The sequence below is a fragment of the Janthinobacterium sp. 67 genome, from assembly GCF_002797895.1.
GTDB lineage: Bacteria > Pseudomonadota > Gammaproteobacteria > Burkholderiales > Burkholderiaceae_D > Janthinobacterium.
Map to the genome: position 1 here is coordinate 3,076,756 of NZ_PGES01000001.1, position 24,330 is coordinate 3,101,085.

At 60.0% G+C, this 24,330-nt stretch carries 23 protein-coding genes and 1 tRNA gene; 10 read left to right on the forward strand and 14 right to left on the reverse strand.

The annotated features are described in order from the left end of the window. The 4 genes from rfbD to CLU90_RS13810 all read right to left on the reverse strand — a co-directional run bounded on the left by rfbD (nucleotide 1) and on the right by CLU90_RS13810 (nucleotide 4,975). Nucleotides 1-897, reverse strand: coding sequence for a dTDP-4-dehydrorhamnose reductase (gene rfbD, locus CLU90_RS13795; protein ID WP_092714014.1), 897 nt, complete (start codon nucleotides 895-897; stop codon nucleotides 1-3). Next, nucleotides 894-1,964 carry a dTDP-glucose 4,6-dehydratase gene (rfbB, locus tag CLU90_RS13800; RefSeq protein ID WP_092714016.1) on the reverse strand — a complete coding sequence of 357 codons (1,071 nt, stop codon included), beginning with the start codon at nucleotides 1,962-1,964 and terminating at the stop codon, nucleotides 894-896. The genes rfbD and rfbB overlap by 4 nt, the downstream gene beginning before the upstream one ends. A gap of 2 nt (nucleotides 1,965-1,966) precedes the next feature. Continuing rightward, complete coding sequence (locus CLU90_RS13805; RefSeq protein ID WP_232731195.1) at nucleotides 1,967-3,022, reverse strand: glycosyltransferase family 2 protein; 1,056 nt, start codon at nucleotides 3,020-3,022, stop codon at nucleotides 1,967-1,969. A gap of 399 nt (nucleotides 3,023-3,421) precedes the next feature. Then, the gene (locus CLU90_RS13810) at nucleotides 3,422-4,975 is read right to left on the reverse strand and encodes a DEAD/DEAH box helicase (RefSeq protein ID WP_100428184.1); all 1,554 of its coding nucleotides are present in this window, start codon (nucleotides 4,973-4,975) and stop codon (nucleotides 3,422-3,424) included. A gap of 375 nt (nucleotides 4,976-5,350) precedes the next feature. Between CLU90_RS13810 and CLU90_RS13815 the strand changes: the two genes are divergently transcribed. Continuing rightward, a complete protein-coding gene (locus CLU90_RS13815; protein WP_092714021.1) occupies nucleotides 5,351-5,569 on the forward strand; it encodes an oxidoreductase-like domain-containing protein in 219 nt (72 codons plus the stop codon). Between the two features lie 10 nt (nucleotides 5,570-5,579). Here CLU90_RS13815 and CLU90_RS13820 read toward each other — a convergent pair whose 3' ends face one another. Further along, a complete protein-coding gene (locus tag CLU90_RS13820; protein WP_100428185.1) occupies nucleotides 5,580-7,265 on the reverse strand; it encodes a methyl-accepting chemotaxis protein in 1,686 nt (561 codons plus the stop codon). A 479-nt stretch (nucleotides 7,266-7,744) separates the two neighbouring features. On the opposite strand from CLU90_RS13820, the gene CLU90_RS13825 reads away from it, so the two are divergent. The 6 genes from CLU90_RS13825 to CLU90_RS13850 all read left to right on the forward strand — a co-directional run bounded on the left by CLU90_RS13825 (nucleotide 7,745) and on the right by CLU90_RS13850 (nucleotide 11,849). Then, nucleotides 7,745-8,464 carry a Crp/Fnr family transcriptional regulator gene (locus CLU90_RS13825; protein WP_092714025.1) on the forward strand — a complete coding sequence of 240 codons (720 nt, stop codon included), beginning with the start codon at nucleotides 7,745-7,747 and terminating at the stop codon, nucleotides 8,462-8,464. A gap of 176 nt (nucleotides 8,465-8,640) precedes the next feature. Beyond that, a complete protein-coding gene (locus tag CLU90_RS13830; RefSeq protein WP_175539305.1) occupies nucleotides 8,641-9,303 on the forward strand; it encodes a hypothetical protein in 663 nt (220 codons plus the stop codon). A 279-nt stretch (nucleotides 9,304-9,582) separates the two neighbouring features. After that, a complete protein-coding gene (locus CLU90_RS13835) occupies nucleotides 9,583-10,086 on the forward strand; it encodes a DUF4265 domain-containing protein (protein WP_232731196.1) in 504 nt (167 codons plus the stop codon). A gap of 125 nt (nucleotides 10,087-10,211) precedes the next feature. Next, entirely contained in the window at nucleotides 10,212-10,580 is a 369-nt protein-coding gene (locus CLU90_RS13840) for a BPSL0067 family protein (RefSeq protein ID WP_100428187.1), read from the forward strand. Next, nucleotides 10,577-10,978 carry a hypothetical protein gene (locus tag CLU90_RS13845; protein WP_139178285.1) on the forward strand — a complete coding sequence of 134 codons (402 nt, stop codon included), beginning with the start codon at nucleotides 10,577-10,579 and terminating at the stop codon, nucleotides 10,976-10,978. The genes CLU90_RS13840 and CLU90_RS13845 overlap by 4 nt, the downstream gene beginning before the upstream one ends. Before the next feature lie 157 nt (nucleotides 10,979-11,135). After that, nucleotides 11,136-11,849, forward strand: a complete 714-nt coding sequence (locus CLU90_RS13850) for a YjjG family noncanonical pyrimidine nucleotidase (RefSeq protein WP_100428188.1) — start codon at nucleotides 11,136-11,138, stop codon at nucleotides 11,847-11,849. 72 nt (nucleotides 11,850-11,921) lie between these two features. On the opposite strand, the gene CLU90_RS13855 is transcribed toward CLU90_RS13850, so the two are convergent. The 8 genes from CLU90_RS13855 to ybiB all read right to left on the reverse strand — a co-directional run bounded on the left by CLU90_RS13855 (nucleotide 11,922) and on the right by ybiB (nucleotide 20,488). Continuing rightward, entirely contained in the window at nucleotides 11,922-12,305 is a 384-nt protein-coding gene (locus CLU90_RS13855) for an FKBP-type peptidyl-prolyl cis-trans isomerase (RefSeq protein WP_442906699.1), read from the reverse strand. Between the two features lie 53 nt (nucleotides 12,306-12,358). Beyond that, a tRNA-Ile gene (locus CLU90_RS13860) sits at nucleotides 12,359-12,437 on the reverse strand. A gap of 108 nt (nucleotides 12,438-12,545) precedes the next feature. After that, nucleotides 12,546-14,789 (reverse strand): RNA polymerase sigma factor RpoD, encoded by a 2,244-nt coding sequence (rpoD, locus tag CLU90_RS13865; protein WP_092714054.1) that lies wholly within the window; start codon nucleotides 14,787-14,789, stop codon nucleotides 12,546-12,548. A gap of 464 nt (nucleotides 14,790-15,253) precedes the next feature. Next, the gene (gene dnaG / locus CLU90_RS13870) at nucleotides 15,254-17,050 is read right to left on the reverse strand and encodes a DNA primase (protein ID WP_099666643.1); all 1,797 of its coding nucleotides are present in this window, start codon (nucleotides 17,048-17,050) and stop codon (nucleotides 15,254-15,256) included. A gap of 135 nt (nucleotides 17,051-17,185) precedes the next feature. Next, on the reverse strand, nucleotides 17,186-17,638 hold the full coding sequence (locus tag CLU90_RS13875) for a GatB/YqeY domain-containing protein (protein ID WP_070223119.1): 453 nt from the start codon (nucleotides 17,636-17,638) through the stop codon (nucleotides 17,186-17,188). 190 nt (nucleotides 17,639-17,828) lie between these two features. Beyond that, a complete protein-coding gene (rpsU, locus tag CLU90_RS13880) occupies nucleotides 17,829-18,041 on the reverse strand; it encodes a 30S ribosomal protein S21 (protein WP_008451879.1) in 213 nt (70 codons plus the stop codon). A 183-nt stretch (nucleotides 18,042-18,224) separates the two neighbouring features. Continuing rightward, a complete protein-coding gene (locus CLU90_RS13885) occupies nucleotides 18,225-19,439 on the reverse strand; it encodes an NAD(P)/FAD-dependent oxidoreductase (protein ID WP_092714059.1) in 1,215 nt (404 codons plus the stop codon). Nucleotides 19,440-19,495: 56 nt separating this feature from the next. Then, nucleotides 19,496-20,488: a DNA-binding protein YbiB gene (ybiB, locus tag CLU90_RS13890; RefSeq protein WP_100428190.1), complete on the reverse strand. Its 993-nt coding sequence runs from the start codon at nucleotides 20,486-20,488 to the stop codon at nucleotides 19,496-19,498. A 157-nt stretch (nucleotides 20,489-20,645) separates the two neighbouring features. Between ybiB and CLU90_RS13895 the strand changes: the two genes are divergently transcribed. Next, nucleotides 20,646-21,323 carry a hypothetical protein gene (locus tag CLU90_RS13895; protein WP_092714063.1) on the forward strand — a complete coding sequence of 226 codons (678 nt, stop codon included), beginning with the start codon at nucleotides 20,646-20,648 and terminating at the stop codon, nucleotides 21,321-21,323. Nucleotides 21,324-21,466: 143 nt separating this feature from the next. Next, on the forward strand, nucleotides 21,467-22,528 hold the full coding sequence (locus CLU90_RS13900; protein ID WP_092714065.1) for a 3-deoxy-7-phosphoheptulonate synthase: 1,062 nt from the start codon (nucleotides 21,467-21,469) through the stop codon (nucleotides 22,526-22,528). Between the two features lie 111 nt (nucleotides 22,529-22,639). On the opposite strand, the gene CLU90_RS13905 is transcribed toward CLU90_RS13900, so the two are convergent. Beyond that, nucleotides 22,640-23,047 (reverse strand): nitrite reductase (NAD(P)H) small subunit, encoded by a 408-nt coding sequence (locus CLU90_RS13905; protein WP_092714067.1) that lies wholly within the window; start codon nucleotides 23,045-23,047, stop codon nucleotides 22,640-22,642. Between the two features lie 210 nt (nucleotides 23,048-23,257). Here CLU90_RS13905 and tsaD point away from each other — a divergent pair, with 210 nt between their 5' ends. Next, complete coding sequence (gene tsaD / locus CLU90_RS13910; protein WP_092714069.1) at nucleotides 23,258-24,298, forward strand: tRNA (adenosine(37)-N6)-threonylcarbamoyltransferase complex transferase subunit TsaD; 1,041 nt, start codon at nucleotides 23,258-23,260, stop codon at nucleotides 24,296-24,298. The last annotated feature ends 32 nt before the right edge of the window (nucleotides 24,299-24,330 follow it).

The following is a 24,330-nucleotide window of genomic DNA, read 5'->3' on the forward strand; positions in this document are numbered from 1 at the left end:
TTATTTCTCGAAAAGTTCAGTTAGCATACGAGTAACGCCATCTTCCCACTGCGGCATCGTCAAGCCAAATGCGGCTTGCAGCTTGTCTATCGCGAGGCGCGAATTCTTGGGGCGCGGCGCTGGCGTGGGAAATGCGTCGCTGGCGACAGCCGAGATGGCATCCTGTGCTACCTTGATGGCAACCCCGTTGCGCCGGGCGAACGAGATGACAAAATCGGCATAGCCGTGCCAGGAGGTGCTGCCGGATGCCACCAAGTGATACAAGCCACCCAACGCGGGCTGCGTTTGCGCGGCACGAATCGCATGGCTGGTGACATCGGCAATCAAATCGGCGCCGGTCGGCGCACCAAGCTGATCGTTGACCACAGCCAGCGCATCGCGCTCGGCAGCGAGACGCAGCATGGTCTTGGCAAAATTGCCGCCGCGGGCAGCATACACCCAGCTGGTTCGAAAAATCAGGTGCCGGCAGCCGGACGCCTGAATCTCGCGCTCACCGGCCAGCTTCGTCTTGCCATAAACACTCAGTGGATGTACCGCATCCGACTCGCACCAGGGCTGGATACCACTGCCGTCAAAGACATAATCAGTAGAATAATGAACCAATAAGGCATTGGTACGTGCGGCTTCACGGGCCAGCACACCTGGCGCTGCCGCATTGATTGCATGACAAGCACCCTGATCGCTCTCGGCCTTGTCGACAGCCGTATACGCTGCGGCATTGACGATCACATCGGCTTGCACCGCGCGCACCGTGGCGGCAAGGCCCTCCAGATCCAGGAAGTTACCGCACATATTGGTACTTCCAGTGCCCAGAGCAACAACTTCACCGAGCGGTGCGAGACTGCGCTGCAACTCCCAACCTACCTGGCCGCCTTTGCCAAACAACAGAATTTTCATGCTTGACGCCCGGAGTAGTTCTTGTCGAGCCAATCGCGATAGTTTCCGGACTGCACGTTAGCAACCCATGCCTGATTTTCCAGATACCACTGGACAGTCTTGCGGATGCCCGTATCAAACGTCTCGGCCGGCTTCCAGTTCAATTCACGTTCGAGCTTGCCAGCATCGATGGCATAGCGGCGGTCGTGGCCCGGACGGTCCGTGACATAACTGATCTGTTCGCGATAGCTGCTGCCGTCGGCACGCGGACGCAACTCGTCGAGCAAAGCGCAAACGGTGTGCACAATCTCCAGGTTCGGCTTTTCATTCCAGCCGCCGACGTTATAGACTTCGCCGCTCACGCCTGCCGCAAGTACGCGGCGAATGGCGCTGCAATGGTCCTTGACGTACAGCCAATCGCGTATCTGCTGGCCATCACCATAGATAGGCAACGGCTTTCCGGCCAGCGCATTGACGATCATTAACGGGATCAGTTTCTCGGGGAAGTGATACGGACCATAGTTATTCGAACAATTCGTCGTCAGGACCGGCAGGCCATACGTATGATGGTAGGCGCGCACCAAGTGATCACTGGCCGCCTTGCTGGCAGAGTATGGGCTGTTTGGTTCGTAACGATGCGTTTCCGTGAATGCTGGCGCGTCGTTGGACAAGGAACCGTAGACTTCATCGGTCGACACATGCAAGAAACGGAAAGCCGCCTGCAATTCGGCAGACAAACCTTTCCAATAGGAACGAGTTGCCTCAAGCAAATTAAATGTGCCGACAATATTGGTCTGTACAAATTCACCAGGACCAAGAATCGAACGATCCACATGGCTTTCCGCCGCAAAATTCAAGATCGCGCGGGGCTGGTGTTCGTTTAGCAAACGCGTCAGGAGTTCACCATCCGCAATATCACCTTGCACAAATACATGGTTTTTGTTATCTAGCACAGAGGCAAGATTCTCCATATTACCGGCATAACTCAGTTTATCAAGATTAATAACCATCTCATCGGATTGAGCCAGCCAATCCAATACAAAGTTACTACCAATAAAACCTGCTCCGCCTGTTACGAGTATGCTCATTTTTAAATCTTTTTAAATAGTGCCGCAACGATTAAACCCATATTGCCCAGCATAGTTTGACGATAAATACCTGCACGCTTGAGTCCAATCAGGCGCGGCAAAAACCATCGATCACGTGATTGAGCCAAACGGTCCAAAATAATACGATTCTCGGGAGTCAACATATGGCGCATTTTTTGCAATGCTTCGATATGCTGATCATTCCATTCACGAAAGTGCCCCTGGAGCAGCATTCTTATCCGTGAAAAACGAGCCAGCCAGTTCGAATTCATGCCGACGATATTGCCTTCGTGCTGGCGATAGCGCAACGACGGGTACGCATCATAAAATACGCGCCCCCCACATCCGCTGATCACCATATAGATCCACCAGTCATGCGTCAGCACGGACACCTCACTACAAGCCTGACGCAATAAAGTGCGCGCTGCGGAGTTGAATACCATGGTATTTCCCCCGCCGATATTCTGCATCAGCGCATTCGAAAATCCTGGCTTTTTTTGAAACAGCGGCGACAGACCAATATCTTGGTTCTCGGAATTAACCAGCCGAGTACGGCTACAATATAAAGCCGGTATGTCCGCTGGCACGGAATTCAACCAGTCCACAGCCCGCTGAAGTTTATCCTCTTCCCAAATATCGTCCTGATCAGAATAGGCAAAATAATCGGCCTCGATATCAGCTTTACAAGTCAAGGACAAAAAGTTGGCAGAAAAACCCTCTGCCGGCCCGAAATGCACCGACAGACGCTCTTCACCCCACTTCTGTTGATAACTGGCGAGAATATCGTGGGTGGCATCGCGCGAGCCGTCGTCAGATGCCCATACTTCCCAGTTGGAATGACTCTGCGCCTCGAACGAATCGAGCTGCTCCGCGAGAAAATTCTGCCCATGATAAGTACACAGCAAAATAGCAATTTTTGGCGCAGCGCTCACCGTTATAGGCGCACCCTTGAACACGTCGCTCTTCACTACCATATTCGGTGCGGTCACGCCGTGCTGCTCATGATGGTCAACGATGTAATGCCTGTCGTTTGAGATCATTCTATTGACTTGATTCACTTACCGCCTCCACCAGTGACCTTCCAGATATCCTATGCGGGCCACGCTTGGCGCACCCGTCCAACGGAAGTATCACAGATGTCGGAATTTTTTTAAAAGGCTGTAACATCATGTAACAATGCAAACACCTTCAGAATTCTAACAGCATCAATAAATAGTGGCAAATTAATTTGCTATAATTGCAACAAAATTGAAATGGAGAACAAACAAATTTATTAAATACAACACAAGTTGCCAGCCAATACATATGGAAGGCATGGGTATAAATTAATAAAAATTTCGAATGGGGAATTCCCATTAGAAAAATGGCAAATGGCTTTTAAATAATACACGAGTGCGCAGGCGAGTGGCGCAGGGGAGAAAAGCATGCGCGCCGTCACGGCGCGCATGAATTTTTTATTACTTCGTCAAGCCTCCGAGCAGAGCAGCAAGCTTCTGCTTCGCTTTTGGCGCAGGATGGTTGTCACTCACCGCCTGCGCAAGCGCTTTGGTAGGTTCATACGGTTTGAGGAACCACGGATCGACCTTGTCGCGCCGCGCACCGGGACCAAACGAAGGACGGCTGGCGCGGTCGCCCGGACGGCTCACCGAACGCGTGTCGGCATCACCCGCGTAGCGACTCTCAGGTGAACGTGCAGGACGCGCATCGCCACCTTCGCTGCGGCGCGGTGGACGGCGCTCGCTGTCGCTGCTGCGGGACGGAGCAGGATTGAAGCCCGTCAATTCGCCGCGCTTGATGCTTTGCTTGATGAGTTTTTCGATATCGGCCAGCAAGCGCTCGTCTTTATCGGAATAGATCGAAATGGCGTCGCCCGAGGCGCCGGCGCGGCCCGTGCGGCCGATGCGGTGCACATAATCTTCCGCGTTGTACGGCAAGTCGAAGTTGATGACGCAAGGCAGGTCGGAAATGTCCAGGCCGCGCGCCGCCACGTCGGTGGCCACCAGCACGTCGATCTCGCCCTTCTTGAACGCTTCCAGCGCCGCCATGCGTTCCTGCTGGCTCTTGTCGCCGTGAATCGCCGTGGCGCTCATGCCTTCCTGCTCCAGCACGCGGGCCAGGCGCGAAGCGCCGATCTTGGTGTTCGAGAATACAATGACCTGCTTCAAGTCGCGCTGGCGCAACAAATGGGCGACCAGGGCATGCTTCTGGTCTTCCGTCACCTTGTAGACCACTTGCGTGACCTTGTCGGCCGTCTGGTTGCTGCGCGCCACTTCGATCGTCAGCGGATCGTTGAGGAAGGTGGCGGCCAGTTTCTTGATTTCTGGCGAGAACGTGGCCGAGAACATCAGGTTCTGGCGCTGCTTCGGCAGCAAGTTGATGATGCGTTGCAAGTCCGGCAGGAAGCCCATGTCCAGCATGCGGTCCGCTTCGTCCATGACCAGCATCTGTACCTGGCTCAGGCTGATGTTCTTTTGCTCGATATGGTCGAGCAAGCGGCCCGGCGTGGCGATGACGATTTCCACGCCGCCGCGCAGGATGACGGTTTGCGGCTTCATGTCCATGCCGCCGAAGACGACCGTCGAACGCAGCGGCGTGTGCTTGGCGTAAGCCTTGACGTTTTCAGCCACCTGCACCGCCAGTTCGCGGGTTGGCGTGAGGATCAGCGCGCGCACCGGGTGGCGCGCCGGCGACATGCTGCTGCTGGCATGCGCCATCAGCAACTGGATGATCGGCAAGGAAAAACCGGCCGTCTTGCCGGTGCCCGTTTGCGCGGCACCCATCACATCGCGGCCTTGCAGCACGACGGGAATCGCTTGTTCCTGGATCGGTGTCGGATGGGTGTAGCCCTGGTCGGTCAGTGCGCGCTGGATTTCAGGCGCGAGGCCGAAGTCGGCAAAGGTCAGGCTGGGAGCAGCGGATGCGGCAGGTGCTGGTGCAGGCGCAGCGGCGACAGGCGCCGCTTCAGCGGCAATCGCCGGGCTGGGCGTAGGAGTCGATTCGGTTTCAGACATAAATTTTCTGGTGTGCCTCCGCACTGCGGAAGCCATGCTTTCTCAATAAACAACATTTCGGGGCACAGGCAGCTCCGTCTTGCAAGCCATGGATCATTGTTCTTGCGGCACCTCCGTGCTCCGGGACATGCTGGAAGGCGTATGCGGGAGCGTCGAAGAGATGTGCGGCGATGGCGGCGGAGATCGCGCCGGCGGAACATCGCGCGCAGAAGATACAATATCAGTGCTGTAAACGATACCCTAATTCACCGCAACTGTACACGGAAACCGTGATTTTTGAGCAAAAAGCGTTCCAGCAATGGCACGCCAGGATGCCGTATGATGCCTGATTCTATTCCTGCTCCGATGCCTGCTGCTCCACTCCCTGCCCTCACCATGCCCACCCCGCCCTTAGCCCACGATCCGCAACCGCAACCACCCAGCAAACCGGGCAATGACGAGTGCTGCCACAGCGGTTGCACCTTTTGCGTGCTGGAAATGTACCAGGAAGACCTGGCCGCCTACGAAGAGGCCCTGAAGGCATGGCAGCAGCGCCAGCAAGCCGCTGCCGCGCCCGCCACCCGGGGCGTCAGAAAACCGCGCAAGCGCGCCTGACTTCATTACATCAAAAGCTTTCCCACTCATCCACTGGCGCCGCGCGACGCGCCGTGCTGGCCAATTGACGCGGCGCCGCTGCCGGCGTCACGGCTGCCGACGCCTTGACGGTGACGGGTGCGCGCGGCCGGCTCGCGGCGGCGCTGGCCACGTCGAGCTTGAAGACGCTGACCACGGCGCTCAGGCTGGCGGCTTGTTCCTGCATCGATTCGGCCGCTGCGGCCGCCTCCTCCACCAGGGCCGCATTTTGCTGCGTCACCTGGTCCATCTGGGCGATGGCCTGGTTGACTTGCTCGATACCGGCGCTCTGCTCGCTGCTGGCGGCCGTGATCTCGCTCATGATGTCCGTCACGCGGGTGATGCTGGCAACGATGTCATCCATCGTGCGGCCCGCCTGGTCCACCAGTTTCGATCCCGCCTCGACTTTCTCGACCGAATCGCCGATCAGGACCTTGATATCCTTGGCCGCCGCGGCCGAGCGTTGCGCCAGGTTGCGCACTTCCGTGGCCACGACGGCAAAGCCGCGACCCTGTTCGCCCGCACGCGCGGCCTCGACGGCGGCATTCAGGGCCAGGATATTGGTCTGGAAAGCGATGCCATCGATGACGGCGATGATGTCGACGATCTTGCGTGACGATTCATTGATCGACGCCATCGTGCCCACCACTTCGCTGACGACCTTGCCGCCTTCGATGGCGATGCTCGACGACGTCTGCGCCATGGTATTGGCCTGGCGCGCATTGTCCGCATTCTGTTTCACGGTCGACGTCAGCTCTTCCATCGACGAGGCCGTTTCTTCCAGCGAACTGGCCTGCTCTTCCGTGCGCGACGACAAATCCTGGTTGCCGGCGGCAATCTGGCTCGACGCCGTGGCGATGGTATCGGTGCCGCTGCGCACCTGACCCACCAGATTCTGCAGACTGGCGTTCATGTCTTTCAGGGCCTGCATCAATTGCCCCGTTTCGTCTTGCGATTGCACAACGATATGCGCAGTCAGATCGCCGGCCGCCACCTGGCGCGCCACACCGACGGCCTCGGTCAGCGGACGCGCCACGCTGCGCGCCACCCACAATGCCAGCAGCATGCCGATGACAACGATGCCCACCAGCAAGCCGATCAGGCTGGCGCGCGTGGCCGCATAGGTTGCATCGGCGCTGGCGCTCGAGCGCACGCCGCCATCCGTATTAATCGACACCAGTTTATCCAGGGCCGCCATCATGTCCGTCATGACCTTGGCGGACGGTCCCACGGCCAGCGCGCGCGCCTCTTCCTTTTTCATGTCGCGCGACAGGCTCAACATGCTTGCATGCAGGCGCATGAATTCATCGTTGAGCACCAGGAAGCGTTCGAACACTTCCTTCTCGCCTGCTGAGGAAATCAAGCCGCGGTATTTATCGCTATCGGCCTTCAGCTTGGCCTGCGTTTCCGTCATGCGCGTTTCGTTCTGCGCCATGTCGGCATCCTGCGCGGCCAGCATGTGCGCCAGTTCCCAACGGCGGAAATCGCTGACATCGCTGCGCATATTCATGGCCGTCAGCACGCTGGGCATCCAGTTGTCGGACAGGTCGGTCGACGCCTCATTAATACGCGCCATGGAAAAGATCGCCGACACGCCCAAGGCCGCCGTCAACAGCAGCACGGCGCCAAACGACAAGATCAGCCTGGTGGCAATTTTCAGATCAAAAAACCATTTCATGCGTTGCTTTCCTTCATTAAACAAACGGGACAAAAGTGAGCAGTGATGGAGAGCAAGCTCATCCCGACACACACGTTAAATTTCCGCAAAGCAACATTTTATCACCGTCGTACTGCAACGCAGAGTAGTTTGACTGCTGCAGACGGCCAAAGTTCGCGCGTCGCGCGCAAGGTGGCATTTTTTCCAAAGTACCGTTATTTCCGCAGGGACAATACAGCAACGGGCGTAGGAGTCGGATGACAAGAGGCAATGTTCCTAGCCTACATAAGCACGTCGGCTCATCCGATGCCCACCGGCGTCCCCCGGTCATATAGTGGATACAAGATTCAGCACAACGCTAGCAAGCCAGAAAAGCAGCGCCATCCAACAAAATCAGAAGACGAGGCCCTAACATGTACAAAGCTTATAGCAACCTGACCCCAGCAACGAATAACCACGCAGTCGCCCAGCACAACTGGCAAGCCGCTCCCGCCACACCGATGATCAGCATCACGGGCGCCCAACAGAACGAATTGCTGCGCGCCTTGTCGCGCACCGATCTGGAGCGTTTGTTTTGCCAGTTGGAACTGGTCGCTCTTCCTGCCGGCAAGCACTTGTTCGATTGCGGCGGCAAGATTGAATACACGTACTTCCCCACCAACGCCATCGTTTCCCTGCTGTACGTGATGGAAGACGGCGCCACCACCGAGATCGCCGTCGTCGGCCGCGAAGGCGTCGCCGGCGTGGTGCTGTACGAAGCCGAACGCGCCACCTGCACGGCCATCGTGCAAACGGCCGGCTACGGCTACCGCCTGAAAACGGCCTTCCTGCGCGAAGTGTTCAATGAAGGCGGCGCGCTGGCACAATTGCTGATGCGCTACACCAGCGCCATGTTTGCGCAAATGGCACAGAACGTGGTGGGCGGCCGCCATTGCAGCATCGAACAGAAACTGTGCCGCTGGCTGCTGGACCGCCTCGACCGTTCGCTGTCGAACGAGCTGAAGGTCACGCAAGACACCATGGCCAACATGCTGGGCGTGCGCCGCGAAAGCATCACCGTGACGGCCCGCAAGTTGCAGGATGAAGGCTTGATCCAGTACCGCCGCGGCACCGTCGAAGTGCTGGACCGCGAAGGACTGGAAGCGGCCGCCGGCAATTGCTACAAGGCCGCCCGTGCCGGTTTCGAACAATTCCGCAGCGGCATCAGCGCACACAATTAAGCCACATCGCAAGGTGGTGCGACAGGAAAGCAACACCTTGCACCACCATTCGCCACTTCATCTTGCCTTGTAAGAATCCAGCCTCTATTATTCTTGCTGAAATTACCCAATGGAAACTTTAGTTTCCATTGGGCATATTTATCGCGTGATTAGACCAACAACTGGAGTCAACAAGCATGAAACAGCATCACCTGATCGCCGCCCTGCTGACAGGCATGTTCTGCGCAAGCCAAGCCCAGGCAGAAATGGCGATCGCCGCCGACCTGGGCACGACCGGCATCGGCGCGCACCTGAGCGTGCCGCTGCAATCGAATCTGAATGCCCGTTTTGGCGTCGGCTTCCTGAATTACTCCTACGACTCCAGCACCGACGATGTGGACTACAAGCTGAAACTCAAACTGCGCACCTTCGACGCTCTGCTCGACTACTTCCCCATGGATGGCGCCTTCCGCGTGAGCGCCGGCGTCGTGTACAACGGCAATAAAATCGATGCCAAAGGCAAGCCGAACAAAAGCGGAAGCTACACGCTGAACGGCCACACCTATACGGCAGCCAGCGCTGGCCAGCTGGACGGCACCATCGATTTCCGCAAGGTCGCCCCCTACATCGGCATCGGCTGGGGCAACTCGGTGAAAGAAGCCGGCTGGGGTATTTCCAGCGACATCGGCGTATTGCTCCAAGGTTCGCCTAAAACCTCGCTGCGCAATACCGGCTGCGACCCGCTGGTGTGCGCCGCCCTGAAAACGGACGTTGCCGCTGAAAACGACAAATTGGCCGACAAGGTCAAGGATTTCAAGGCGTATCCGGTGCTGCGCATCAGCGCCAGCTACCGCTTCTAAGCTGGCGCCAACCCCGCCTGGCACGATATCGAGGCACGCTACAGCGTGCCTTTTGCATCTCCCGGGCTCCTGAAACGCCGCAGGCCTGGCATTGCGGCGGGGCGCCTGGTCCGCGCCTGGAACCACACAGCACCACATAACCAGCCACCAGCCGGCATCAACTGTTCATTGCGTCTCCCATCCGCACTGTTGCATACCCTGCCAGCAGACGCCTTGCCGGTACAATATTGCCATCCCCAACCTGGCGCGCCCCGCAGCACATCACATGGCGCCGGCACCATGAAAGAATCAATGGAAGACATCAATTGCGAAGGCTTGCCGCACATCCGCGTACTGGCGGGCGAAAACTCCAGCGGCCCCGTGTATGAAACCCTGCCCGCGCGCCAGATCGACGAGCACGTCTACGAACTGCTGGCCTCGCCAGGCCTGACCCTGAATTTGGCGCGCGGCGACATCATCAGCATCGCCGACCCGCTCGCTCCCGCCGAAGTGCTTAAGCGCGGCGGTAACTTCTGCATCCAGATCTATGCCGACGACGTGTCGCAAGAGGCAGTGGACCAGCTCGAACGCGATGTGCAAGAGCAGCTGGGCGGCACCCTGGACGGCCAGTACAAGGGCAACCTCACCTTCAGCGTGCCGGGGCACCACGGCATCTACAGCGTCAACGGTCCCTTCGACGCCTTCCGCGAAGCGACAGGCGTGGAGTGGTACTTCGCCAACATCTACGTCAACCTCGATGACGACGATGATGAGACCTTGCTCAACTGGTGGGTGGATATGTAAGGTTGCCCGTGCGCCAGGCAGGGCCATGACACGCGTCAATGCTCCGTATTGCCCTGGCGCACATCAAGGTGCCTGTCCGCATCTTGCGTACGCTCTCTCTACCGTCAGCCACAGAGAGAAACGCCATGCCCTACATTGCGATTGCCGACTATGCAAAGCAAAAAGAAATCGCGGGAAATGGCGAGTGCGTCACCTTGGTCAGAAACCTCACAGGCGCCCGTGCCTCATCGCTTTGGCGTGAAGGCGACAAAGTGACTGATCTGCTGGAAAAAGGTAGCATCGCAAAAGGGACGCTGATTGCCACCTTCGTCAATGGTCGCTATCAGAATCTGCGGCATGGCAACCATGCGGCGCTCTTCATTCGCCAGGTGCCTGGCGGTATTGAAATTTTCGACCAGTGGCGCAACCACAAACCCAGCGCCCGCGTGATCCACTTTGGCCGTTCTGCTGCGGGAGCATCGAATCGCCCCGAGCGCTATTCGGTGGTCGAATGAAACCGCTCGCACTGCTGGCATTTTCCATCGCGGGCATGGCTATGCAGTACGCTGCCGCAGCCCCCGTTGTCTCCGTTTCTTGCCCGCAAGCGGCGCCCTCTACCTGGAACCGGCCCACCGCCAGGCTCGACAGCGTGCGCGTGCTGTCCTATCCGGCGAATCAGCCGCCGGTGGACGGCGGAGCCTTGCCCATCCTGGCCCCGATCAGGGAGTGGACAAGTGCTGGCACCTTATATCAACGCTGGGATATCAATTTCGATGCCCCACGCTATCTGTTTCAAGTGGACTGCCTGTATGCCGGTACCGAACGGTACCTGCGCTTGGATTTGCCCGGAATCAAACAGTGCATTGCAGCCATTCAACAGCGAACGAAAATGGTCAGATTTCAGTGTAAATAGTGCGCTGGACCGAATTTCTCATGCATGCTCATGGGAAAAACGGAGTGCGTGTGACAAGTCTGGCAGCGGTTGCAGCGGATCGCCCGCACAGGGCACGGCCAACCGAACTCATCGCTACGTGCTACGATGCAAGACAAGTTCCTTTCAATGACACGCCATGAAATACAAGCTATTCCTGTTCGACCTCGACGATACCCTGCTCGACTTCCGGGCGTCCGAAAAACGTTCATTCCTGCACACCATGCACGAACTGGGCTTGCGCGATGGCATCGACGCGCTGTTTTCCCAGTACCAGGCGATCAACGTCGACCTGTGGAGACGTTTCGAAACGGGTGACGTGACCAAGGATTTCCTGAAAGTGGAACGCTTCCGCAAGACGTTTGCGCTGAACGGCATCGCCATCGATCCGGAACTGGCCAGCCGTCTGTATCTGGACTCCCTGCCGGACACGGTCGTGCTCATCGATGGCGCCAAGGAAGTGTGCGAGACGCTGTCGCGTATCGGCGAAGTGGGCATCATCACCAACGGCGTCGAGTCTATCCAGAACCGCCGCATCGCCGCCTCCGGCCTGAGCGACTACATATCCTTCGTCGCCACCTCCGAAGCGTGCGGCCACGCCAAGCCGGACGTGCGCTTCTTCGAATATGCGGCCAACATGGCGCGCGCATTCAGCAAGGATACGACCATCATCGTCGGCGACCGCCTGGACGCCGACATCCTCGGCGCCAACCGCTACGGCATCGACAGTTGCTGGTTCAACCCGGACAGCATGGCCAATACCTCGGCCGCCATCCCCACCTATGAAGTGGCCAGCCTGCACGACATCGTGCCGGCGCTGGACGCGCTAACGGTCAACTTGAAACAGGCTTGATATCAACAAGCGCACCACCTGAAATACGCAGGGAGAATACGGAAACGATTAAACTGATGCCGCTGTCTGGCATCAATCGCGCGTCAGCGCTTCCAGCAATTCAATCTCGAAGATCATATTGGAATGCGGCGGTATCAACCCCACCTGCCGCTCGCCATACGCCAGCGCCGCCGGCACCCACAGCTTGCGCTTGCCACCGACCTGCATGCCTTGCAAACCCAAAATCCAGCCCTGGATGACCTTGTTATTGCTCAACACACAGCGGAAAGGCTCGCCCCGCTTGTGCGACGAGTCAAACTCCGTGCCATCCTCCAGCCAGCCCCGATAGTGCGCAGTCACCAGCGCGCCGCGCGCAGCCGCCTTGCCGTCACCCACCACGATATCGTCAATCTTCACTTCAGCCGTCATCTCATTCCATCCTTCGTCTATCGTCATGCCGCGATTGTACGGCAGCATGAAAAAAGCCCCGGCAGTCACCCGCCGGGGCTTGTTCTATTCTTGCTAAATTCTGGTGGGCCTCCCGTGAGTCGAACACGGCACCAACGGATTATGAGTCCGCTGCTCTAACCAAGCATGAGCTAGAGGCCCGGGGACTGCGGCGTGGCGGCGCTGTTGATGCCCGCCTCGCGCGGCCGTTTTGGAAACGGACACGCGAGGATAGGGGTATCAGGGGCGTACGTCAAGCCCTATTGGCTTCTAGTTGCCTTCCAAGAAGCTTTTCAGCTTGTCGGAGCGCGATGGATGGCGCAGCTTGCGCAGCGCCTTGGCTTCGATCTGGCGGATGCGCTCGCGCGTCACGTCAAATTGCTTGCCCACTTCTTCCAGGGTATGGTCGGTGGACATCTCGATGCCGAAACGCATGCGCAGCACTTTCGCTTCGCGTGGCGTCAGGGAATCGAGCACGTCCTTGACCACGCCTCGCATGGACGCGTGCAGGGCCGCGTCGGCCGGCGCCAGGGTGTTGTTGTCCTCGATGAAGTCGCCCAGGTGGGAATCGTCATCGTCGCCGATCGGCGTTTCCATCGAGATCGGTTCCTTGGCGATTTTCATGATCTTGCGAATCTTGTCCTCGGGCATTTCCATCTTGATCGCCAGGGTGGCCGGATCGGGTTCCGCGCCCGTTTCCTGCAGGATCTGGCGAGAGATGCGGTTCATCTTGTTGATCGTCTCGATCATGTGCACGGGAATACGGATCGTGCGCGCCTGGTCGGCGATCGAGCGCGTGATGGCCTGGCGGATCCACCAGGTCGCATAGGTCGAGAACTTGTAGCCGCGGCGGTACTCGAACTTGTCGACCGCCTTCATCAGGCCGATATTGCCTTCCTGGATCAGGTCGAGGAATTGCAGGCCGCGGTTTGTGTATTTCTTGGCGATCGAAATCACCAGGCGCAAGTTGGCCTCCGTCATTTCGCGCTTGGCCTTGCGCGCCTTCATTTCACCGGCCGCCATCTGACGGTTGATGTTGCGCAAGTCCGGCAGCGGCAGTACGACCCTCGCCTGCAGGTCGATCAGGCGCTGCTGCAGTTCCTTGACGGTCGGAATGTTGCGGCCCAGGATGGCGCTGTACGCGTGTCCTGCGTTGACTTCGCCATCGACCCAGTCGAGGTTGGTTTCATTGCCAGGGAAGACCTTGATGAAGTGGGCGCGCGGCATGCCGCAGCGGTTCACGGCCACGTCGAGGATCTGTTTCTCGATATGGCGCACTTCGTCGACCTGGCCGCGCAGGGTGTCGCACAGCTTTTCCACGACCTTGGCCGTGAAGCGGATGCCCAGCAACTCTTGCGAAATGGCTTCCTGCGCCTTGGCGTACGGTTTCGAGTTGTAGCCTTCTTTTTCGAAGGCGCGGCGCATCTTGTCGAACTGCTGCGAAATGACGGCGAATTTTTCCAGCGCCGTGCGTTTCAGGGTTTCCAGCTGTTCGGCGGAGAAGCCGGCGGCGCCCGAAGCGCTCGCTTCTTCTTCCTCTTCTTCTTCCTCTTCTTCCGCTTCGCCTTCTTCCTCGTCTTCTTCGACGGGGGCGGCTACGACAGGGGCGGCGGCGACCGGCTCGTTTTCATCGACGAGGCCGTCGACGATTTCGTCGATCTTGATCTCTTCGTTGGCGATGCGGTCGGCGGCGGCGATGATCTCGGCGATCGTCACGGGGCAGGCGGAAATGGCCTGGATCATGTCTTTCAAGCCATCTTCGATGCGCTTGGCAATCTCGATCTCGCCTTCGCGCGTCAGCAGCTCGACCGAGCCCATCTCGCGCATATACATGCGCACGGGGTCGGTGGTGCGGCCGAAGTCGGAGTCGACGGTCGACAATGCGGCCTCGGCGGCCGCTTCCGCCTCGTCGTCGCTGGTGACGACGGCAACGTTATCGGACAGCAACAACGTTTCCGCATCGGGCGCGTGCTCGTAGACAGCGATACCCATGTCATTGAAGGTACCGATGATGCCTTCGATGGCTTCCGGATCGACTATATTTTCGGGTAAGTGATCGTTGATTTCCGCATAGGTCAGGAAACCGCGCTCCTTGCCGAACTTGATCAGGGTCTTGAGTTTCTGGCGCCGGCGCTCGAGTTCTTCCTCGCTCGCTTCCGTGTCGGACGAGAACGCGTCTTTGAGCAGCGCGCGCTCCTTCGCCTTGCGGTCCTTGGCCTTGGCCTTGTCGACGGCCTTCAGTTCGGCCCGTTCGACGGCGTTCAGCGCGGCGACTTCATCATTTTCTGGCTGGAATTCTTTTGGCTTGCGGCCGCGGCGGCCTGGCACTTTTACCGACGGCAAGACATAACCGGACGTATCGATCGCGGCCAGGGTGGCGGCGTCGGTGGTCTGGCTGACCACAGGCGGCGCGCTGGCGACGCGCGCTTCTGGCCGGTCGAGCGCCTTTTCGGCTTTCGTGGTAACTTTAGTGGGCTTTGCAGCCGCTTTGGATTCGGGTTTCTTGATTGGCACAGGCGCTTTCGATTACACAACGACTTGCTTTACGGTGGATTAGGATAAAGTTTGCTGCCAGTTCCCTGTCTACCTGCGGGAACCACCATCTTCGAACCTGCCGACTGCGCAAATTCGACACTGTTACGTTACTTACACCTCATCGGCCACGATCCGCGGGAAGCGCAGCAATTCCTGTCCACCGGCTGTTGCCAGCCGCCTCGGCAAAAATTCCTGCATCGACCGCGTTGGGAGCGAGAGCCTGGCGCGGCTTGCCAGCGTCTGCGAGCTTTGCCCGCAACGCCGAAAGCGCCTGTTGGCCCTGGCTGCCGACACGATCCACCGCGCCGATCAAGAGCCTAACTTACTGAAAACAAATACTATTTACGAAACAGAACTAGCTTGCCAAAGCACACAATACTTAGCATTTAATTATAGCACGCGAAAAATGTTTTTCCAGTGCGCGCCATACCCTCAGGACAAGGTTATCGATTCACCAACTCGGCATCGCGCTCGCGTTCCAGCGCCCCCTGCTCCTGCATGATTTCGCGGTAGCGTACACCAATTTTCTCGGATGGCAAACCCGAGGCAAACAATTGCTGCAATTCCGCCTTCAAGGCATTCAATTTGATCTCGCGGATGGTGCTCACCAACCACGACAATTCACTGTCGTAATCGGACTCCGTGCCGGCCGCGATCTCGCCGATGATCTCGTCGTATTCGCTGCCCAGCTCCTTCAATTGCTGCGCCAGCGCGGCAAAACTGCCGTGCTCGCCCAGCGCCTGCCCCACGGCCACCAGTTGCCCCAGGCTGTGCGCCGCATCGGGCCCCAGGTGCTGGAAGGCGGCCAGGGCGGCCTCGTCGATGCGCATCGTCAGCGGCGGATGCGCCACCAGCATGCGCATGATCTTCAATTCCAGCCCGACAGGCACGGGGCGGCCCGATTTCGGCGGCGCACGGTGCGCCACGGCAACGGGCTTGGCCAGCTCGAACAGGGCTTCGATCTCGGCCGGCGTGGACTGCGTCAGCTGGGCCAGGCCGCGCACGATCTGCAGGCGCAGGGACGACGGCGCCATCAGCTGCAGCAGCGGCTTGGCGTCGAACTGCACGCGGGCGCGCCCTTCCGGTTCCGACAAATCATGCTCGCCCGACACTTCTTTCAGCAGAAATTGCGACAGCGGCATGGCTTCATGCACCTGCTGCTCGAAACCTTCGGCGCCGAATTCGCGGATATAGCTGTCCGGGTCATGTTCCGAGGGCAAAAACAGGAATTTGATGGTTTTATTGTCCGACACGTGGGCCAGGCTCGCTTCGAGCGCGCGGCGGGCGGCGCGGCGGCCGGCCTTGTCGCCATCGAAGCTGAAAATCACGTTATCGGTCTGGCGCAGCAGTTTTTGCACATGGGTCGGCGTGCACGCCGTGCCCAGGGTCGCCACTGCCTGCGGGAAACCCATCTGCGCCAGCGCCACCACGTCCATGTAGCCCTCCGTCACCAGCACGTAACCGGCGTCGCGGATGGCCTGGCGCGCCTCGAACAGCCCATATAGTTCGAAACCCTTGGAAAACAAGGGGGTTTCCGGCGAATTCAGGTATTTCGGTTCACCATGGTCGAGCACGCGGCCGCCAAAGGCGATCACTTGCCCCTTCGTATTGCGGATCGGGAACATGATGCGTTCGCGGAAACGGTCATAGCGCTTGCGGTTATTGCCTTCTTCATCGACCTTGTCGATCACGAGACCGGCCTCGGCCAGGGCCACCACGTCGTAGTCGGGGAAGACGGAGCGCAGATTATCCCAGCCGCCAGGCGCAAAACCCATGCCGAAGCGAGCGGCCACTTCGCCCGTCAGGCCCCGGTTCTTGAGGTAGGCGATGGCTTCCGGCGCGTGGCGCAATTGCCCGCGGTAATAATCGCAGGCCTGCGTCATGGCGTCGGACAGGGCCAGGCTTTGCGCCTGGATCTGCGCGCGCTGGGCTGGCGGAATCTTGTCATCCGCTTCCGGCACGACCATGCCCACGTTCTGCGCCAGGTCCTTGACGGCGTCGACAAAGCCCATGCCCGAATACTCGATCAGGAAGCCGATCGAGGTGCCATGCGCGCCACAGCCGAAGCAGTGATAGAACTGCTTGGTGGGGCTGACGGTAAAGCTGGGTGACTTTTCACTGTGGAACGGGCACAAGCCCATGAAATTGGCGCCACCTTTTTTCAGTTGCACATAGCGCCCCACGACATCGACGATATCGACGCGGTTGAGCAAATCGGAAATGAAGGATTGAGGTATCACTGGCTAGGGCGGGTCTTGTTATAGGTCAGACTATACTACCGCACGTGGCCTGAGGTTGAGCCAGGTCAACGTGTGGGCTGTTAACAGGCTGCCAGCGCGACGGCTGACAGCCTTTGTTCCTGCTTTATATGCGGCTTAGGCAGCCGGAGTCAATGCCTTCTTGACCAGAGCCGACACCACCGTCATGTCGGCGCGACCAGCCAGCTTCGGCTTGACGATGGCCATGACCTTGCCCATGTCTTGCGGACCGGCGGCGCCCGAGGCGGCCACGGCGGCAGCCACTTCGGCCGCCACTTCCTCGTCCGACAGGCCGGCAGGCATGTAGCCGATCAGGTGCACGAGCTCGGCTTTTTCGATGTCGGCCAGGTCGGCGCGGCCACCGGCTTCGAACTGGGTGATCGAATCCTTGCGCTGCTTGATCATCTTTTCCACGATGGCCGTCACGTGGGCATCCGTCAGTTCGATGCGCTCGTCGACTTCCTTGCGCTTGATTTCCGCCAGCAACAGGCGAATCGTGCCCAGCTTGCCCGTTTCCTTGGCGCGCATGGCGTTTTTCATGTCTTCGGTAATTTGTTCTTTCAAGCTCATGGCAATCCTCGTTGGTCAGTAGGTGGGTGCTCGTGCGCGGCTACCATCAGCGGGCCACAAAAGCGAAAACCCGCTGCGGCGAACCGGAGCGGGTATGCGACTCATCTGAAGTATCACTCCAGGCGAATCAAAACAAAACCCGTGGCGAACAAGGCGCCGTACTACCCGGGTTGGTTCTGACTGAACAGTCTTAGAATAATTTTTTCGGCAGTTGTTGGCTGCGGATGCGTTTGTAATGACGCTTGACAGCAGCTGCCAGCTTGCGCTTGCGCTCAGCTGTTGGCTTTTCGTAGAATTCGCGAGCGCGCAATTCGGTCAGCAGACCCGTTTTTTCGATGGTGCGTTTGAAGCGACGCATTGCGACTTCGAACGGCTCGTTTTCTTTAAGGCGAATAGTGGTCATGTAAAATTCAAACCGTTGAGGTGGTGTATAGGAAGAGATAGATAGTAGCAGCTTTTATTCGGAAAGGGAAGCCCCTCCCCCACTTGCGTGCGGCATGCAGCCTGAGATTGCCGCCCGGCTGTGGCGTAAACCACGCACCGGGGTGGGCGCACGGGGCGCCAGAACCCCATCCTACAGACTTGCTTACTGCAAGGCAATACCTGCCGCCACGCCCGAAGCCCAGGCCCACTGGAAGTTGTAGCCGCCCAGCCAGCCCGTCACGTCGACCGATTCGCCGATGAAATACAGACCCGGCACTTTATTAGCCATCATGGTCTGCTGCGACAGTTCGCGCGTATCGATGCCGCCGCGCGTCACTTCGGCCTTGCGGTAGCCTTCGGAACCGTTCGGCACGATGGACCAGGCATTGATGGCTTGCCCCAGCTTGCGCAGCTGCGCATCGGGCATGTCGGCGATGCGCGCGTCCGGTGCCAGGCCGTTGACGGCCAGCAGGCAGTCGGCCAGGCGCTGCGGCAGCCATTGGGCGACGATATTGCCCAGCTGCTTCTTCAGGGTGCCCTTGCCTTCGATCAAGGTCTGCGCCACGTCCACTTCCGGCAGCAGATTGATGACGATGGGCTCGCCCGGCAGCCAGTAGCTGGAAATCTGCAGGATGGCCGGACCCGACAGGCCGCGGTGCGTGAACAGCAAGTCTTCGCGGAAACGCGCGCCCGTCGCCTTGCGGCCTTTCAGGCTGCCCGTTTCCACATCCACTTCCAGGGCGATGCCGGACAATTCCGCGAACGGCGCCCAGCTGGCCGCATCGAACGTCAGCGGCACCAGGGCCGGACGCGGTTCGACCATCGTCAAGTCGAATTGCCTGGCGATGCGGTAGGCAAAATCCGTGGCGCCGATCTTCGGGATCGACAGGCCGCCCGTGGCGATGACGATGCTGGCCGTCTCGATGTCGCCGCTGTCCGTCTGCAGCACGAAGCCGCCATCCGCTTGCTGGGCAACATTGTCGATCTTGCACGGCATGCGCCAGTGCACGCCGCCAGCGGCGCACTCGTCCTTGAGCATGTCGATGATCTGCTCGGCCGATTCATTGCAAAACAGCTGGCCCTTATGCTTCTCGTGGTAGCCGATCCGGTATTTTTTCACGAGCGCGAGGAAATCCTGCGGCGTGTAGCGCGACAGCGCGCTCTTGCAGAAATGCGGGTTTTCCGAGAGGAAATTCTGCGGGGTGGCGTTGATATTGGTGAAATTGCACCGTCCACCACCGGAGATGCGGATCTTTTCGGCCAGCTTGGCCGCGTGATCGATCAACACCACGCGCTTGCCTTGCTGGGCGGCCACAGCCGCACACATCATGCCGGCCGCGCCCGCGCCGATCACTGCCACATCAAATTGTTTTGCCATAAGAATTCCGGTCACCGCTGATTACAAAGACGCCATTGTAAACTGCGGCGACGCGGCTAGCGCGGCCGTGCCGCAATCTGCCGCGATGCCGTCAAGCATTGCGCCACCTGCTCGGCGATCGACGGTGGCACGGGCACCTCGCCGCGCAGCACGGCCGCGATCCAGTCCGCCGTGGTGGCCGCATCGCGCTCGGCCGGCAAATGCGGCAACTCTTCCACCAGCAACTGCTTTTCCACCAGTACCGTGCGTTCGCTCCCGTGAAACCAGTCGATCTGCTGCGCCTTGTTGGCATTGGCCACCGTCTCGCCTTCCGTGCCGCGCATGAGGAAAGCGTCGCCGCGCGCGGGATCAGATGCAGTGAGGAAATATTCACCGAGCATTTCCAGGTATTCAGGGTGCGTGTACGACACCAGGCGCAGGGCCGGGCCGGCGAACGGCTGCATGATTTTCACCAGGGTATGCGTGGAATTGCGCACGCCCAGCACGCGCCGCAGGGACAGCATGTGGGCCAGGCGCGGCGCCAGCGCCTCGATGGGCAGGAAGGCGGCTTGCCCCCGCGCCATGGCGACCTCGGCTTGCGCATGGTCCGTGGAAGCGGGCACGCCCAGCGCGGCCAGCACTTCGGCCGTCGTGATGCGGCCCGGGTCGCTGCTCACGCCATGCACGAGCACGGGTGCGCCCGCGCGCGCCAGCAGTAGCGCCAGCAAGGCCGTCAGGTTGGCCATCTTGCGCGCGCCGTTGTAGCTGGGAATGATGATCGGGGCAAATTCACCGGCCGGCGCGGCCAGCGGGGCAAATGAGGCTTCGGCAGCGTCGAGGAAGCCGGCGATCTCGTCCACGGATTCGCCCTTGATGCGCATGGACAACAAAATGCCGCCCAGCTCCAGGTCCGACACGCGGCCCTCGAGCATGGCGCGGTACAGGGCGCGGGCATCGTCCCGCGTCATGCTGCGCGCGCCGTTCTTGCCGCGTCCTATTTCCTTGATGAAACGTGCTGCGGGGAATGGCTCGCCGGCCACATCGGTATGGGGTATGGAAACTGTCGTCATGGCGCCAGCTTACACGGATTTTTCCCCTTGCAGACGGGCTGGAAGACGCCATGGACGACTATGCAACAGTCTTTCCAGCTATTTTTTTACGAATTTGCTTCGCGCCTGCATCCAGACGCGCCACCGCTGCGTATAAGACTGCACAGGGGGACTCATCATGGAACACGCGATCAAACGGGAAACGGCCTTCGTCGGCATCGAAACAAGCAAGCTGCTGCTGAAAGCCGTGTTGCTGTCGGGCAACGAAGTGCTGTGCAAGGTGCTGGAAAACGACGTGGCCGGCTACCGCTGGCTGCGCAGCTGGCTGCAAAGGAACGACGTGCCCGTCATCGGCTTGCGCGTCTGCATGCGCCTCGATATGCCGTACAGCGAGACGCCCGCCCGCATGCTGGCCGACATGGGCATGGTGGTATGCGATGCCCAGCCCGCCCAGCTGGACGACTATCTGCGCGGCCAGGGCTTGCCCGATGACGCGGCGCACAGCGCCGTGGTGCTGGCCAACTACTGCGCGCACAGGCGCCCCGCGCGCTGGACGCCGCCCTCGCCCGCCTACGTGGAACTGCGCCTGTGGCTGCGCCGCCTGCACGCCATCGAAGGCGTGCGCCAGCAGGAATCGGCGCGCCTGAATGCGCATCTGCAAGCCGGCCAGCATGCACTGCACGCCCTGCTGCGCCAGCAGATCGCCTGCCTGGACGCGCAGATACGCCAGCACGAAAGCGCCATCCTCGCGCATGTGCGGCGCCACCCAGGCCTGCCCCGGCCGCCCGAGCTGGCCGGCAACTACCAGCGCATCGCCCGCTACAGCGTTGGCGCCAGCCTGGCCGGCGGCCACTGAGCGCATGGGGGCCGGCAGCGTGCCGGCCCTGCCATAAAAACAACTGAACCATTGCCGTTTTGGCCCCATCCCCGCCGCCAGGCCGCATTTCCGCTACACTATTGCCTCTTAAAGAACGCAATCGCGAAAGCCGAGCCAGAATCATGAATACGCCAGACATCGAAAATATCAACGTCACCTCTTTCGCGCCCATGCCGACACCGGCCGAACTGCACGCCAAGCTGCCCCTGTCGGAGAGCGCCTTCGACACCGTCAGCCGCGGCCGCGAAGCGCTGCGCAACATCATCGACCGCAAGGACCAGCGCCTGTTCGTCGTCGTCGGCCCGTGCTCGATCCACGATCCCGTCGCCGGCCTCGATTACGCGCGCCGCCTGAAAGCGCTGCAAGAGGAAGTCAAGGACACGATGCTGCTGGTGATGCGCGTGTATTTCGAAAAACCGCGTACCACCACGGGCTGGAAAGGCTATATCAACGACCCGTACATGGACGATTCGTTCAAGGTCAACGAAGGCATGGAAAAGGCGCGCCAGTTCCTGCTCGACGTGTGCGAACTGGGCCTGCCCACCGCCACCGAAGCGCTGGACCCGATCTCGCCGCAATACCTGGGCGACCTGATCGCCTGGACCGCCATCGGCGCGCGCACGACGGAATCGCAGACGCACCGCGAAATGTCGTCGGGCCTGTCGACCCCGGTCGGCTTCAAGAACGGCACCGATGGCGACATCAGCATCGCCATCAACGCGATTTTATCGTCGGCGCACCCGCACTCCTTCCTGGGCATCAATGGCGAAGGCAACGTCGCCATCGTGCGCACGCGCGGCAACGCGTACGGCCACGTCGTGCTGCGCGGCGGCGACGGCCGTCCGAACTACGATTCGGTCTCGATCGCCATCGCCGAACAGGCGCTGGCCAAGGCCAAGCTGCCGGCCAATCTGGTGGTCGACTGCTCGCACGCGAACAGCTACAAAAAGCCGGAACTGCAACCGCTGGTGATGGGCGACGTGGTCAACCAGATCCGCCAGGGCAACCGCTCGCTGGTGGGCGTGATGATCGAATCGAACATCGTCGGCGGCAACCAGAAGATCCCGCAAGACCTGTCGCAACTGACCTACGGCTGTTCCGTCACCGACGGCTGCATCGACTGGGACACGACGGCGACCATGCTGCGCGATGCGCATGCGCATCTGGTCAATCGCCCAAAATAATGCCGGCGATGTTGTCGGATTACGGCGCTTTGCGCCTAATCCGACCTACGAATTGAGCCGCGCAGGTCGGCTTGGCGCACAGCGCGCAAGCCGACACCAGCACGAGGCATATCATGCCATCTGCACATGCGGCAGCAGCGCAAACGAGCCCGCCAGCGCCTGCTCGGCCTTGCTGGCCGGGACATTGAGCTCCTTCAAGTCCAGGTAGATGCGCCCGTCCAGGATGCGCACGGCGTACGTACGCGCCATGCCCTGCACGGGCGCCACCAGGCGGCCCGAATCGAGCTCGATGATCCAGCTGTTCTTCGGCCCCATCAGGTTTTTCTCCATCAGCACCCCCTGCGCGAGCGGGCCGCCCAGGCAGGGCACCGTGTCGAGCAGCGCATACACCGTATCGTCAGCCGCGCGAAACAGCGCCACGCCCGGTAAATCCTGCCACGCCAGTCCCCGCTGCACCATGCGCGCGCCCGCCAGCGGCATGTCCTTCAGGCGGCAAATCATTTTCCATTGTTCCGACATCGCTAGCTCCCTCGAGAAAGGTACACGCTAGTCTAAGCAAGAGCGGTGCCAGTGCCGGCACAAGCGAAGAATGGCCAAAATCCGCAGCAAAACGGCGCCGCGCCGCACTGCGCAAGTGCACACTGCCGCCGAAATGGTGCGCCGGCCGCACGGTGGAGTGCCCGGCTTTCCTTTACAATGGCGGATTACTCCTCCCTATTTAGCACCTTCATGATTGTTCTTGGCGTCGAATCCTCCTGTGACGAAACCGGCCTGGCCTTGTACGACACGCAACGCGGCCTGCTGTCGCACGCCCTCTATTCGCAAGTCGCCATGCACGAGCAATATGGCGGCGTGGTGCCGGAACTGGCGTCGCGCGACCATATCCGCCGCGCCATCCCGCTGCTCGAAGAAACCCTGGCCAAGGCCGGCATCACCCTGCCAGAGATCGACGCCATCGCCTACACGCAAGGTCCTGGCCTGGCTGGCGCGCTGCTGGTCGGCTCCTCCGTTGCCTGCAGCCTGGGCCTGGCCATCAACAAGCCGGTGCTGGGCATCCACCATCTGGAAGGCCATCTGCTGTCGCCCTTGCTGGCGTCCGAGCCGCCGGAATTCCCGTTCATCGCCCTGCTGGTGTCGGGCGGCCATACGCAGCTGATGCGCGTCGACGGCGTGGGACAATACACGATGCTGGGCGAAACGCTCGATGATGCGGCCGGCGAGGCGTTCGACAAGTCGGCCAAGCTGCTGGGCCTCGGCTATCCGGGCGGCCCCGCCATTTCGCGCCTGGCCGAATTCGGCGATCCGCTCGCATATAAACTGCCGCGCCCCATGCTGCATTCGAAGGATTTCAATTTCAGTTTCTCGGGCCTGAAGACGGCCGTGCTGACCGTGGTGAAAAACCATGACGAAAAAGTCATCGCGAATATCTGCGAGCAGGACAAGGCGAATATCGCGCGCGGCTTCGTCGACGCCATCGTCGACGTGCTGACGGCCAAATGCGTGTCGGCCCTCAAGCACACGGGCTTGAAACGCCTGGTGATCGCCGGCGGCGTGGGCGCCAACGCGCAATTGCGCGCCTCGCTCAACGCGGCGGCCGCCAAGAAGCGCTTCAAGGTGTATTACCCGGAGCTGGAATTCTGTACCGACAACGGCGCCATGATCGCCTTTGCCGGCGCCATGCGCCTGCAAATCAATCCCGACGCCGCCAAGCACGATTACTCGTTCAACGTGCGCCCGCGCTGGCCGCTGGACGAGATCCGGGAAATTTAATCTAGAACCCCTAAAGCGAAGGGCTGGGGTCA

Excerpts from the sequence above, each read along its gene's own strand:
- CLU90_RS13810 (WP_100428184.1), bottom strand. The coding sequence starts at position 4,975 with ATGTCTGAAACCGAATCGACTCCTACGCCCAGCCCGGCGATTGCCGCT.
- CLU90_RS13830 (WP_175539305.1), top strand. The coding sequence starts at position 8,641 with ATGAAACAGCATCACCTGATCGCCGCCCTGCTGACAGGCATGTTCTGC.
- CLU90_RS13845 (WP_139178285.1), top strand. The coding sequence starts at position 10,577 with ATGAAACCGCTCGCACTGCTGGCATTTTCCATCGCGGGCATGGCTATG.
- CLU90_RS13820 (WP_100428185.1), bottom strand. The coding sequence starts at position 7,265 with ATGAAATGGTTTTTTGATCTGAAAATTGCCACCAGGCTGATCTTGTCG.
- CLU90_RS13875 (WP_070223119.1), bottom strand. The coding sequence starts at position 17,638 with ATGAGCTTGAAAGAACAAATTACCGAAGACATGAAAAACGCCATGCGC.
- CLU90_RS13905 (WP_092714067.1), bottom strand. The coding sequence starts at position 23,047 with ATGTCGGAACAATGGAAAATGATTTGCCGCCTGAAGGACATGCCGCTG.
- CLU90_RS13885 (WP_092714059.1), bottom strand. The coding sequence starts at position 19,439 with ATGGCAAAACAATTTGATGTGGCAGTGATCGGCGCGGGCGCGGCCGGC.
- CLU90_RS13815 (WP_092714021.1), top strand. The coding sequence starts at position 5,351 with ATGCCCACCCCGCCCTTAGCCCACGATCCGCAACCGCAACCACCCAGC.
- CLU90_RS13895 (WP_092714063.1), top strand. The coding sequence starts at position 20,646 with ATGGAACACGCGATCAAACGGGAAACGGCCTTCGTCGGCATCGAAACA.
- CLU90_RS13835 (WP_232731196.1), top strand. The coding sequence starts at position 9,583 with ATGAAAGAATCAATGGAAGACATCAATTGCGAAGGCTTGCCGCACATC.
- ybiB (WP_100428190.1), bottom strand. The coding sequence starts at position 20,488 with ATGACGACAGTTTCCATACCCCATACCGATGTGGCCGGCGAGCCATTC.
- CLU90_RS13850 (WP_100428188.1), top strand. The coding sequence starts at position 11,136 with ATGAAATACAAGCTATTCCTGTTCGACCTCGACGATACCCTGCTCGAC.
- rfbB (WP_092714016.1), bottom strand. The coding sequence starts at position 1,964 with ATGAGCATACTCGTAACAGGCGGAGCAGGTTTTATTGGTAGTAACTTT.
- CLU90_RS13855 (WP_442906699.1), bottom strand. The coding sequence starts at position 12,305 with ATGCTGCCGTACAATCGCGGCATGACGATAGACGAAGGATGGAATGAG.
- rpsU (WP_008451879.1), bottom strand. The coding sequence starts at position 18,041 with ATGACCACTATTCGCCTTAAAGAAAACGAGCCGTTCGAAGTCGCAATG.
- CLU90_RS13825 (WP_092714025.1), top strand. The coding sequence starts at position 7,745 with ATGATCAGCATCACGGGCGCCCAACAGAACGAATTGCTGCGCGCCTTG.
- tsaD (WP_092714069.1), top strand. The coding sequence starts at position 23,258 with ATGATTGTTCTTGGCGTCGAATCCTCCTGTGACGAAACCGGCCTGGCC.
- CLU90_RS13840 (WP_100428187.1), top strand. The coding sequence starts at position 10,212 with ATGCCCTACATTGCGATTGCCGACTATGCAAAGCAAAAAGAAATCGCG.
- CLU90_RS13900 (WP_092714065.1), top strand. The coding sequence starts at position 21,467 with ATGAATACGCCAGACATCGAAAATATCAACGTCACCTCTTTCGCGCCC.
- rfbD (WP_092714014.1), bottom strand. The coding sequence starts at position 897 with ATGAAAATTCTGTTGTTTGGCAAAGGCGGCCAGGTAGGTTGGGAGTTG.